Below are 11,604 nucleotides of genomic sequence, written 5' to 3' on the forward strand. Positions count from 1 at the left end.
GCTTTTTTTATAGTTTAGGAGGTAGAGTGATGCAAATTCCCAGATTGACTATGCACAGTGTTCAAGGGAAAATCGGTTTAACGACGACGCCCGCCACCCTAAAAATGGAGCAGCCGCAAGCCGATCTAGAAATTGAACAGCCAAGCGCGGAAATGGAAATATCGGTAATTAACGGAAAACTCACGATTGACCAAACGCAAGCATGGGAAGAATTAGACAGAAAACATGTTTTCAAGAGAATTGAAGAAGCCGCCCAACAAGGGCATGAGGATGTAATGGAGGGGATAGCCCGAACTGTAGAAGAAGGAGACGAGCTTATGAGGATTGAAAATAAAGGGAATCCAATTGCTTCACAAGCAAAGAGGAACTCTGAAATGCAACAAATTCAATTAGGTGAACATTATGCTCCGTCTCTTTCAAGAGTGAAAATACAATACACCCCGTCAGAGCTTGATATTCAGATTACGCCGCAAAAGCCTGTCATTCAGGCTGAACCGAATAAGCCAATTGTTCAATATACGCCGGGGAACGTTAAGGTTGACATGCTGCAATATCCTGATTTAAAAATAGATGTAGAATACCCGAAAGAATCATCCGAAAAGTAAACAGAAAAGGATCGTGAACAATGATCATTCATACGAAGTACCATGGCCAAATGAACGTAAAAGAAGAACAAATTATTCTTTTTGATAACGGGATTCCAGGCTTTTTAGAAGAAAAACAGTTCGTCATTCTTCCGCTTTCAGAGGATTCTCCATTCGTGGCGCTGCAGTCCGTCACTACAGAAAATCTTGCGTTCATTGTTGTCAGTCCGTTCATCTTTTTTAAGAATTATGAATTTGACCTTGATGAATCAACAGCTGAACTTTTGGATATCGATAATATTGAAGATGTGGAAGTCATGACCATATTGACCATGGCGGAGCCGTTCGAAAAATCGACTGCCAATTTATTGGCTCCCATTATTGTGAATCGCAAGAACATGAAGGCAAAGCAAGTCGTTTTACACGACTCCTCATATACGACAAAGCATCCGATTGGAGGAGAATCATGCTAGTTTTATCGCGGAAAATAAACGAAGCGATTCAAATAGGTGCTGATATTGAAGTGAAAGTCATTTCGGTTGAAGGTGATCAAGTGAAACTGGGAATTGACGCCCCAAAGCATATTGATATTCACCGAAAAGAAATATACTTGATCATTCAGGAAGAAAACAACCGTGCGGCAGCGTTATCCAGCGATGTGATCTCCGCATTATCCTCACAAAAAAAGTGAGGATTTTTTTGTTTTTCTATTAACAAAATCAGAGACAATCCGATATTAATGATGTAGCCGGGAGGAGGCGTAAAGACTCCTCCAGCTATAAAAAAAGTGAGGCACAAGGACGTGCCAAAAACATATTCAGGGAGGAACAAAACAATGAGAATTAACCACAATATCGCAGCGCTTAACACACTGAACCGTTTGTCTTCAAACAACAGTGCGAGCCAAAAGAACATGGAAAAGCTTTCTTCAGGTCTTCGTATTAACCGTGCGGGAGATGACGCAGCAGGTCTTGCGATTTCTGAAAAAATGAGAGGGCAAATCAGAGGTTTAGAAATGGCTTCTAAAAACTCTCAAGACGGAATCTCTCTTATCCAAACAGCTGAGGGTGCATTGACTGAAACTCACTCAATCCTTCAACGTGTTCGTGAGTTAACTGTTCAAGCGGGTAACACTGGTACTCAAGACGCAACGACAGACCTTGTAGCAATTCAAGATGAAATTAACAACCTTCTTGATGAGGTAGATGGAATTTCTCAACGTACAGCGTTTAACGGTAAAAAACTTCTTGATGGAACTGAAACAGCGGGATTCACTTTCCAAATTGGTGCCAACAAAACTCAACAACTAACAGTTAACATTGGTGATATGAGTACTGCTGCTACAGGCCTTGATATGTTAAAAGCAGATTACGTTGTTACAACAGCTACAGCAGCTAACACAGATGCACTTTTAGACAAAGTTGATTCTGCCATTAACAAAGTATCTTCTGAGCGTGGTAAACTTGGTGCGGTACAAAACCGTCTAGAGCACACAATCAATAACCTTGGTGCTTCTTCTGAAAACTTAACTGCTGCTGAGTCTCGTATCCGTGACGTTGACATGGCGAAAGAGATGAGCGAGTTCACAAAGAACAACATTCTTTCTCAAGCTTCTCAAGCGATGCTTGCTCAAGCGAACCAACAGCCGCAAAACGTACTTCAATTGTTACGTTAATTTTAAAAAGGACCTTGGCGTTGCCGGGTCCTTTTTTTATATGTTTAACTCCGAATGATTCCCCTGCTATATATCGTTAACTCATGATATAATAATCGGATTCTCCGTTAACTTGGTGAAAGTATATCTAAATAAGAAATATAAAACGAATGATTTTTTTTCCAAAAAATATGTGTAATCTTCTCTCTACTCAGTCGATATAAACTTTAGATTGGGGCATAGGGGATGATCAATTGAACATTGAAAGGCTCACTACGTTACAACCTGTTTGGGATCGTTATGAGACTCAAATACATAATCAAAAAGATCATGAGGGTGAGGTGCCTGTTCAGCAGGTTTCATCTGCCCATCTCGCTGAAATGGTAGGGGAAATGAACAAGCGTTTGGAACCTTCGCAAGTTCACCTGAAGTTTGAGCTCCATGAAAAGTTAAATGAATACTATGTAAAGGTAATAGAGGACTCTACAAATGAAGTCATTCGTGAAATTCCGCCGAAGCAGTGGCTTGATTTTTATGCGGCTATGACTGAATTTCTTGGGTTATTTGTAGATGAAAAAAAGTAGATGAGGAGTGGTTTGAAATGGTCATGAGAATAACAGGTTTAGCGTCAGGAATGGATATAGATGATATTGTCTCAAAACTGATGCAGACAGAAAAAGCCCCGCTTGACAAGCTGACGCAAAGAAAGCAGACACTTGAATGGCAGCGTGACAGCTATCGTGAAGCAAACTCAAAAATAAAAGAATTGCAAGATTTTATGTCTAAAAATACGCTGACATATCCAAGTACGTATCAGAGCAAAACAGTGACAAGCTCCAATGAGTCTGTGTTAACTGCTACAGGAAGCTCAACTGCGCCAAACTCTTCTTCTACGATTGAAGTAGCAAGCTTGGCAACGGCGGCAACGTATAAGGCCGATAATTATGCGGGATACACACAAGGCGACTATAATTTGGCGTTTAACGTTGTGGCGCCTGGCGAGACAACGGCAAAAACCGTCAACATTAGTGTGACGAGCGCTGAGACGATTGATAATGTGATTTCTAAAATTAACACCTCCGATCTCGGAGTATCAGCATTTAAAGATAAAATTTGGAATGGTACCGAGTATGTAGAAACGATTGCGTTTTCTTCTAAAGCAACAGGCTCAGGAGGCAGCATTCAGGCAGCGGATTCTGCTACTGCCGACTTTGTGTCCGGCCAGCTTGGTTTTTCTTTAGACGCAGACAATAAGCTTACTGCTTACAAAGAAGGAACCAATGCAAAAGTCACAATTAATGGCTTTGAAATGGAGAAGCTGACAAACAACTTTACCGTGAATGGCGTTACCTACTCGCTCAAAAATACAACAGCAACCACAGGCCCTGTTACCACATCTGTTTCTACTGATGTTGACGGAATTTATAACCAAATTAAAGAGTTTGTAGATAAATACAATGAATTGGTTGACAGCCTGAATGAAAAGCTTCAGGAAGAAAAATACAGAGACTATACGCCGCTGACAAGTGAACAAAAAGAAGCAATGTCCGATAAAGAGGTAGAACTCTGGGAAGAGAAGGCGAAAAGCGGTTTGCTGAGAAATGATACCAGTATCAGCACGGGTACGAACCAAATGAGAACTGATTTTTACTCTCAAGTAACAGTTGATGGGAAAAATCATCAGTTAACTGAATTTGGCATCACAACCTCAAGCGCTTACCAATTACGGGGACATTTAGAGATTAATGAAGATAAACTGAAAGCGAAAATACAAGAAGATCCGCAAAGTGTTGCCGCTCTATTCACAAACGGAACGAACAGCAGCCCTTATAGTGAAAAAGGGATTATGAAACGCATCGGTGATACACTGAAAAGCACAGTGAAAAGCATAGAAGCAAAAGCCGGCAACTCGACAATGGGAACTGATAACTACTCAATCGGTAAAAATTTAAACACGATCAACACTGATATCACTAAAATGCAGGACCGATTGAATACAGTTGAAAACCGCTACTATAAAAAATTCAGTGCAATGGAGTCTGCGATTCAAAAAATGAACGAACAATCGTCCTATTTATCACAGCTTCTTGTACAATAAAAGTAATTTGGAGGATGACACATGGCGATCCAAAATCCTTATACAGCTTATCAGCAAAATTCAGTGAATACCGCTACACCTGGTGAACTGACGCTTATGCTGTATAATGGCTGTTTGAAATTTATAAGACTTGCATCCCAGGCCATTGAGAATGATGATATGGAACGTAAAAATGAAAATTTGATTAAGGCGCAAAATATCATTCAGGAATTAAATTTTACACTGAACCGTAACATTGAGCTTTCCAATTCCATGGGTGCGATGTACGACTATATGTATCGAAGATTGGTGCAGGCAAATATCAAAAGTGATACGAGTATGCTGGCTGAGGTTGAAGGCTATGTAACAGATTTTCGCGATGCATGGAAACAAGCCATTCAAACTGAACGGAAGGATCGGCACGGATCAGGCGGGATGGCATGAATAACATAGATCGACTATACACTGAGACGAAGAGTATGCTGTCACACATACAAGATACACCGGAAAGCGATGAACTTTTAGCGCAAATTGAAGACTTTGTGGCTAAACGGTCTGAACTTATTCAGAAGATATCTCTGCCGCTTTCAGAAGAGGAACAAAAGCAGATGAGGCTTGTCCTGACATGGGATCAGCTTATTGTGAAGGAAATGGAAAGACTGAAGCAGTCAATTGCAGGCGAGCTTCAGCAGGTAAAAAGAAAACGCGCGATGCATACGACGTATTTAAACCCTTATAACAACATCACGATTGACGGCAGATATTATGACAAGCGTAAATAGGTGAGTGCCGTGAAGAGCATTGAAGATTATACGCTTTTATCAGCTTATTATCATCTTCTTTTTACCATTGAGGAAGGGCTGTGTTATTTGATAGAGGCTGAACAAAATTTATCAAAAACAGAAGGGGATCGGATCTACCAAGATCTGATCCAAGCCTTTTTTTATTTGGATTCAACACATTCAACACTTCTTTTTATTATGAATACCGGGTGTGCTGAATTGTGTATTAAAGCATTTGACGAAATTTTTGCGGAGTTTGACCAATTGGTTTCTTTCTCTTTTCCCTCTCAAGAGTTTTGCGAGTATTTAAAAGAACATTTTCTGATTCATTATAGAAAATGGATGCAGTCCATTCATCAATGTATGGAGCCCTTTGTAATCAATTAGGCGAGGGTGAGGTATTTGTTTCTTACAATCGGCATATACATATACCTCCGAACCGCCAATAACAACAGCATATAAAACACAATTCGACAAAGTTCACTGAATTTTCACAAAAAGTTTACGTTTCAGCAGGAATTGTGAAGGGTAAAGGAGAAATAGATACATATCCTTAATAAAAGGGAGGCGTTCTTTGATGAACTATAACATCAGAGGAGAAAATATTGAAGTGACACCCGCGTTGAAGGATCATGTCGAGAAGAAGATCGGCAAGCTGGAGCGTTATTTTGACCATAACGTGAATGCCGATGTGAACGTCAACTTGAAGTTTTACAATGACAAGGAGTCTAAAGTTGAGGTTACGATTCCGATGACAGATCTGGCGCTTCGGTCCGAGGTGCATAACGAGGATATGTACAACGCAATTGATCTCGCAACAAACAAACTGGAACGTCAAATCCGTAAGCATAAAACGAAAGTAAACCGCAAATTCCGTGAGCAGGGCTCTCCGAAATATCTATTAGCGAATGGTCTCGGCTCTGATACAGATATTGCGGTTCAGGATGAAATAGAAGATGAGGATAGCTTGGACATTGTCCGTCAGAAACGCTTTAATTTAAAGCCGATGGATAGTGAAGAAGCGATCTTGCAAATGAATATGCTCGGCCATAATTTCTTTGTTTTCACCAATGCAGAAACAAACCTTACAAATGTCGTATACCGCAGAAATGATGGGAAATATGGCTTGATTGAACCGACTGAATAATGAAGCGCAGCCTTCCGTGATCTACACGGAAGGTTTTTGTTTTTTCTTATTTGCAAATTCTTTGGAAATAACACAAGGTATGATATGATAATGAGAGGTATACATGGGCTAGTAAATTATTTATACATGCCTGCAAATCAGGCATGTGAAGATAGAGGAGCGTTATAAATGCTTGGAATTTTAAATAAAATGTTTGATCCAACAAAACGTACGCTGAATAGATACGAAAAAGTAGCTAACGATATTGATGCGATTCGCGGAGACTATGAAAATCTCTCTGACGATGATCTGAAACATAAAACGATTGAATTTAAAGAGCGCCTTGAAAAAGGGGCGACAACCGATGATCTTCTTGTTGAAGCATTTGCCGTTGTTCGGGAAGCTTCGCGCCGCGTAACCGGCATGTTTCCGTTCAAAGTCCAGCTCATGGGGGGCGTGGCGCTTCATGACGGAAATATCGCGGAAATGAAAACAGGGGAAGGGAAAACGTTAACGTCTACTCTGCCTGTTTATTTAAATGCGTTAACAGGTAAAGGCGTGCACATCGTGACTGTCAACGAATACTTGGCGAGCCGTGATGCTGAGCAAATGGGGGAAATTTTCGAGTTTCTCGGTTTGACCGTCGGATTGAATTTAAACTCATTGTCAAAAGACGAAAAGCGGGAAGCTTATGCCGCAGACATTACTTACTCCACAAACAACGAGCTTGGCTTCGACTATTTGCGTGACAATATGGTTCTTTATAAAGAGCAGATGGTTCAGCGCCCGCTTCATTTTGCGGTAATAGATGAAGTTGACTCTATTTTAATTGATGAAGCGAGAACGCCGCTTATCATTTCTGGACAAGCTGCAAAATCCACTAAGCTGTACGTACAGGCAAATGCTTTTGTCCGCACGTTAAAAGCAGAGAAGGATTATACGTATGATATCAAAACAAAAGGTGTACAGCTGACTGAGGAAGGAATGACGAAGGCGGAAAAAGCGTTCGGCATTGATAACCTGTTTGATGTGAAACATGTCGCGCTTAACCACCATATCAACCAGTCTCTAAAAGCACACGCTGCGATGCAGAAGGACGTTGACTATGTTGTGGAAGACGATCAGGTTGTTATTGTTGATTCGTTTACGGGGCGCCTGATGAAAGGCCGCCGCTACAGCGAAGGTCTTCACCAAGCGATTGAAGCGAAGGAAGGGCTTGAAATTCAGAACGAAAGCATGACCTTGGCGACAATTACGTTCCAAAACTACTTCCGGATGTATGAGAAACTTGCCGGTATGACAGGTACGGCTAAGACAGAGGAAGAAGAATTCCGCAACATCTATAACATGCAGGTTGTCACGATCCCTACTAACAAGCCTGTTGTCCGTGACGACCGTCCGGATTTAATTTACCGTTCGATGGAAGGGAAGTTTAAGGCGGTTGCAGAGGATGTCGCACAGCGTTACATGACGGGACAGCCTGTTCTTGTCGGTACGGTTGCGGTTGAAACGTCTGAACTGATTTCTAAGCTGCTCAAAAACAAAGGAATCCCGCATCAAGTGTTAAACGCCAAAAACCATGAACGTGAAGCGCAGATTATTGAAGAGGCCGGCCAAAAAGGAGCAATTACAATTGCGACAAACATGGCGGGGCGCGGAACGGACATTAAGCTTGGCGAAGGCGTAAAAGAGCTTGGCGGCCTTGCTGTTGTCGGAACTGAACGACATGAATCTCGCCGGATTGACAATCAGCTGCGAGGGCGTTCTGGACGTCAGGGAGACCCGGGGATTACCCAATTTTATCTTTCTATGGAAGATGAATTGATGCGCAGATTCGGAGCTGAGCGGACAATGGCGATGCTTGACCGTTTCGGCATGGACGACTCTACTCCAATTCAAAGTAAAATGGTATCCCGCGCGGTTGAATCGTCACAAAAACGCGTCGAAGGCAATAACTTCGATTCACGTAAACAGCTTCTGCAATACGATGACGTTCTCCGCCAGCAGCGTGAGGTCATTTATAAGCAACGCTTTGAAGTCATTGACTCTGAAAACCTGCGTGAAATCGTTGAGAATATGATCAAGTCTTCTCTCGAACGTGCAATTGCAGCCTATACGCCAAGAGAAGAGCTTCCTGAGGAGTGGAAGCTTGACGGTCTTGTTGAGCTTGTCAACACGACTTATCTTGATGAAGGCAAGCTTGAGAAGAGCGATATCTTCGGGAAAGAGCCGGATGAAATGCATGAGCTCATTATGGATCGCATCATGACCAAATATAATGAAAAAGAAGAGAAATTCGGCGAAGAGCAAATGCGTGAATTCGAAAAAGTCATCGTCCTTCGCGCCGTTGATTCAAAATGGATGGATCACATCGACGCAATGGATCAGCTTCGCCAAGGGATTCACCTTCGAGCTTACGCGCAGACAAATCCGCTTCGTGAGTATCAAATGGAAGGCTTTGCGATGTTTGAGCATATGATTGAATCGATCGAGGACGAGGTTGCAAAATTTGTGATGAAAGCTGAGATTGAAAACAATCTGGAGCGTGAAGAGGTTGTACAGGGCCAGACAACGGCTCATCAGCAGCAAGAAGGCGACGATAACAAAAAAGCAAAAAAAGCACCGGTTCGCAAAGTGGTTGATATCGGCCGAAATGCCCCATGCCACTGCGGAAGCGGGAAAAAATATAAAAATTGCTGCGGCCGGGCTGAATAGTTCGTTCGGGCAAGGTTACTGACCGCGGCGCCAGCAGGCGCCTGCGGATCTTTTAATGAGGTGAATGGAATGGAATTATCAGAAATCAGAGCAGAGCTCGAAAATATGGCTTCTCGTTTAGCGGACTTTAGGGGGTCTCTTTGACCTCGAATCAAAGGAGGACCGCATTGCTGAGCTAGATGAACAGATGTCTGATCCGGAATTCTGGAATGATCAGCAGAAAGCCCAAACAGTCATAAATGAAGCAAACGGTTTAAAGGATTATGTCAATTCATATAAAAAATTGAGTGACTCCCATGAGGAATTGCAAATGACTCATGATCTTTTGAAAGAAGAGCCGGATCCAGACCTGCACCTTGAGCTTGAAAAAGAACTAAAATCATTAACAAAAGAGTTCAATGAGTTTGAGCTTCAGCTTCTTCTCAGTGAGCCGTATGATAAAAATAACGCGATTTTAGAATTGCACCCTGGTGCTGGCGGTACAGAGTCACAGGACTGGGGCTCTATGCTTCTTAGAATGTATACCAGATGGGGAGAGCGCCGCGGCTTTAAGGTGGAAACGCTCGATTACCTTCCAGGTGATGAGGCTGGAATTAAATCAGTCACATTACTGATTAAAGGACACAACGCTTACGGTTATCTCAAAGCAGAAAAAGGTGTCCATCGTCTCGTGCGGATTTCGCCGTTTGATTCATCAGGCCGCCGCCACACGTCTTTCGTTTCATGTGAAATCATGCCTGAATTTAACGATGAGATTGATATTGATATTCGTACGGAGGATATTAAAGTTGATACGTATCGCGCAAGCGGAGCGGGCGGACAGCACGTCAATACGACCGATTCAGCCGTTCGGATTACTCACTTGCCGACGAATGTGGTTGTGACGTGCCAAACGGAGCGCTCACAAATTAAAAACCGTGAAAGAGCCATGAAAATGCTGAAGGCCAAGCTGTATCAGCGCAGAATTGAAGAACAGCAGGCAGAGCTGGATGAAATTCGCGGTGAACAAAAAGAAATCGGCTGGGGCAGCCAAATCCGCTCTTACGTATTCCATCCGTATTCTATGGTAAAAGACCATCGCACCAATACAGAAATGGGGAACGTTCAAGCGGTAATGGACGGAGACATTGATACATTTATTGATGCCTACCTGCGTTCTAAGCTTTCATAAGCAGAAAAACACACCTGATGTACGCAGGTGTGTTTTTTCATTCTTTCATATCCTTGATTCCACTGATGCTTTAGCATATTACCACTGTATTTTGGTGTTATTTACATCTGGTCAGGGAAGGATTAAAATGCTATCGGAGAGCATTGGAAGAAACGGAGGATATACAATGGATCGGAATCAAACACTTCGGGTTTTACGGGATTATGTATACATACTGATAGGAGCAGCGATTACAGGTGTGTCCTTTAATATATTTTTGCTTCCAAACAAGATTGCTGCCGGCGGTGTCAGCGGAATCAGCACGATTTTGCAGTCATATGGTTTTGAAGCAGCTTATGTACAGTGGATTATTAATATTCCTTTATTTATTGCCGGTATCATTTTACTCGGCGGAAAATTTGGGCTTAAGACACTTGCGGGTTCTGTTTTTTTGCCGCTTGTTGTGTTTTTGACAAGAGATATTCAGCCGGTCACCCATCATGAGCTCTTAGCGGCGATTTTTGGCGGCGTCGGTATCGGTGTCGGAATTGGCATTGTGTATTTAGGGAAAGGGTCGACGGGAGGAACGGCCTTGGCTGCGCAGATCATTCATAAGTACTCCGGTCTGTCATTGGGAACGTGCCTTGCCATCATTGACGGCTTGATTGTCGTTACGGCTATGATCGTATTTAATATTGAGCAAGGCTTATATGCTATGCTTGGCGTCTTTGTATCCAGCAAAACTATTGATGTTGTTCAAGTCGGCTTTAATCGTTCAAAAATGGCGCTCATTATTACAAAGCAGGAGCAGGCGGTCAAGGAAGCCGTTTTACAGAAGATTGACAGAGGCGTGACGAGAATTTCCGCGGTCGGCGGATATACTGACGATGACCGTCCGATTTTAATGTGCGTTGTTGGGCAAACTGAATTCACCAAATTGAAACAAATCGTCAAACAGATTGATGAGTCAGCTTTTGTGATTGTGGCGGATGCAAGTGAGGTACTGGGCGAGGGTTTCAAACGCGCTTAAACGAGGTTATAATATGGAAGAGATCGTAAAGGAGTTGTGCTTCTCAACATGAAATCAAAGTTATCGATACTAATGCTTGTATTTGCGCTTTCTGTTCTGTTGGCTGCCTGCGGTTCAAATGATGCAAAAGAAGAGAAGACAGACACCGGCAGCAAGACTGAAGCCTCTGCATCTGAAGGGGAAGAATTATATCAGCAAAGTTGCGTAGGCTGCCACGGCAAGGATTTAGAAGGTATGTCAGGGCCTAATCTCCAAGAGGTAGGAGGCAAATATGACGAAGACAAAATTGAAAGCATTATTAAAAACGGACGCGGCAATATGCCGAAAGGGCTTGTAGATGATAACGAAGCCGCTGTTATTGCCAAATGGCTGTCAGAAAAAAAGTAAGTTGAGAAAATCTTTGCCTCAGTGCAGGCAAGGATTTTTTTATGCCATGACAATTTGAATGAAAAGAAACTGTAATAGTATTATGTCTAAATTTGACGT

The 11,604-nt window shown here is 42.4% G+C and carries 14 protein-coding genes; all 14 read left to right on the forward strand.

Annotation, left to right across the window (positions count from 1 at the left end; translation table 11 throughout):
- The first annotated feature begins 29 nt into the window (after window positions 1-29).
- Window positions 30-605 carry a DUF6470 family protein gene (locus tag JMN17_RS09705; RefSeq protein ID WP_202327958.1) on the forward strand — a complete coding sequence of 192 codons (576 nt, stop codon included), beginning with the start codon at window positions 30-32 and terminating at the stop codon, window positions 603-605.
- Window positions 606-625: 20 nt separating this feature from the next.
- Window positions 626-1,057 carry a flagellar assembly protein FliW gene (gene fliW / locus JMN17_RS09710; protein WP_087991552.1) on the forward strand — a complete coding sequence of 144 codons (432 nt, stop codon included), beginning with the start codon at window positions 626-628 and terminating at the stop codon, window positions 1,055-1,057.
- Entirely contained in the window at window positions 1,051-1,275 is a 225-nt protein-coding gene (csrA, locus tag JMN17_RS09715) for a carbon storage regulator CsrA (protein WP_202327959.1), read from the forward strand. The genes fliW and csrA overlap by 7 nt, the downstream gene beginning before the upstream one ends.
- Before the next feature lie 144 nt (window positions 1,276-1,419).
- Entirely contained in the window at window positions 1,420-2,259 is an 840-nt protein-coding gene (gene hag, locus JMN17_RS09720) for a flagellin Hag (protein ID WP_087991550.1), read from the forward strand.
- 233 nt (window positions 2,260-2,492) lie between these two features.
- Entirely contained in the window at window positions 2,493-2,822 is a 330-nt protein-coding gene (gene flaG, locus JMN17_RS09725; RefSeq protein ID WP_202327960.1) for a flagellar protein FlaG, read from the forward strand.
- A gap of 17 nt (window positions 2,823-2,839) precedes the next feature.
- Window positions 2,840-4,336: a flagellar hook-associated protein 2 gene (locus JMN17_RS09730; protein ID WP_087991548.1), complete on the forward strand. Its 1,497-nt coding sequence runs from the start codon at window positions 2,840-2,842 to the stop codon at window positions 4,334-4,336.
- A gap of 21 nt (window positions 4,337-4,357) precedes the next feature.
- Window positions 4,358-4,759: a flagellar export chaperone FliS gene (fliS, locus tag JMN17_RS09735; protein ID WP_087991547.1), complete on the forward strand. Its 402-nt coding sequence runs from the start codon at window positions 4,358-4,360 to the stop codon at window positions 4,757-4,759.
- Complete coding sequence (locus tag JMN17_RS09740) at window positions 4,756-5,097, forward strand: flagellar protein FliT (RefSeq protein ID WP_087991546.1); 342 nt, start codon at window positions 4,756-4,758, stop codon at window positions 5,095-5,097. The genes fliS and JMN17_RS09740 overlap by 4 nt, the downstream gene beginning before the upstream one ends.
- Before the next feature lie 9 nt (window positions 5,098-5,106).
- Complete coding sequence (locus JMN17_RS09745; protein ID WP_087991545.1) at window positions 5,107-5,484, forward strand: hypothetical protein; 378 nt, start codon at window positions 5,107-5,109, stop codon at window positions 5,482-5,484.
- Between the two features lie 190 nt (window positions 5,485-5,674).
- Window positions 5,675-6,244 carry a ribosome hibernation promotion factor gene (gene hpf, locus JMN17_RS09750; protein ID WP_087991544.1) on the forward strand — a complete coding sequence of 190 codons (570 nt, stop codon included), beginning with the start codon at window positions 5,675-5,677 and terminating at the stop codon, window positions 6,242-6,244.
- A gap of 168 nt (window positions 6,245-6,412) precedes the next feature.
- Window positions 6,413-8,938 carry a preprotein translocase subunit SecA gene (gene secA, locus JMN17_RS09755; protein ID WP_087991543.1) on the forward strand — a complete coding sequence of 842 codons (2,526 nt, stop codon included), beginning with the start codon at window positions 6,413-6,415 and terminating at the stop codon, window positions 8,936-8,938.
- Between the two features lie 69 nt (window positions 8,939-9,007).
- Window positions 9,008-10,109, forward strand: a protein-coding gene (gene prfB / locus JMN17_RS09760; protein WP_141113398.1) for a peptide chain release factor 2 whose coding sequence is annotated in 2 segments (ribosomal slippage) — window positions 9,008-9,079 and window positions 9,081-10,109 — 1,101 coding nt in all. Because the reading frame shifts where the segments join, the coding sequence is not laid out codon by codon here.
- Window positions 10,110-10,275: 166 nt separating this feature from the next.
- A complete protein-coding gene (locus tag JMN17_RS09765) occupies window positions 10,276-11,118 on the forward strand; it encodes a YitT family protein (protein ID WP_087991542.1) in 843 nt (280 codons plus the stop codon).
- A gap of 48 nt (window positions 11,119-11,166) precedes the next feature.
- A complete protein-coding gene (cccB, locus tag JMN17_RS09770; protein ID WP_087991541.1) occupies window positions 11,167-11,505 on the forward strand; it encodes a cytochrome c551 in 339 nt (112 codons plus the stop codon).
- Window positions 11,506-11,604: the final 99 nt, after the last annotated feature.

This window comes from Bacillus sp. RHFS10, from assembly GCF_016757475.1.
In the GTDB taxonomy this organism is placed as follows: Bacteria; Bacillota; Bacilli; order Bacillales; family Bacillaceae; genus Bacillus; species Bacillus subtilis_G.

Bases quoted from the DNA above. Each gene is read 5' to 3' on its own strand.
- JMN17_RS09705 (WP_202327958.1), top strand. From the start codon at position 30: ATGCAAATTCCCAGATTGACTATGCACAGTGTTCAAGGGAAAATCGGT.
- fliW (WP_087991552.1), top strand. From the start codon at position 626: ATGATCATTCATACGAAGTACCATGGCCAAATGAACGTAAAAGAAGAA.
- csrA (WP_202327959.1), top strand. From the start codon at position 1,051: ATGCTAGTTTTATCGCGGAAAATAAACGAAGCGATTCAAATAGGTGCT.
- hag (WP_087991550.1), top strand. From the start codon at position 1,420: ATGAGAATTAACCACAATATCGCAGCGCTTAACACACTGAACCGTTTG.
- JMN17_RS09730 (WP_087991548.1), top strand. From the start codon at position 2,840: ATGGTCATGAGAATAACAGGTTTAGCGTCAGGAATGGATATAGATGAT.
- fliS (WP_087991547.1), top strand. From the start codon at position 4,358: ATGGCGATCCAAAATCCTTATACAGCTTATCAGCAAAATTCAGTGAAT.
- JMN17_RS09740 (WP_087991546.1), top strand. From the start codon at position 4,756: ATGAATAACATAGATCGACTATACACTGAGACGAAGAGTATGCTGTCA.
- hpf (WP_087991544.1), top strand. From the start codon at position 5,675: ATGAACTATAACATCAGAGGAGAAAATATTGAAGTGACACCCGCGTTG.
- secA (WP_087991543.1), top strand. From the start codon at position 6,413: ATGCTTGGAATTTTAAATAAAATGTTTGATCCAACAAAACGTACGCTG.
- JMN17_RS09765 (WP_087991542.1), top strand. From the start codon at position 10,276: ATGGATCGGAATCAAACACTTCGGGTTTTACGGGATTATGTATACATA.
- cccB (WP_087991541.1), top strand. From the start codon at position 11,167: ATGAAATCAAAGTTATCGATACTAATGCTTGTATTTGCGCTTTCTGTT.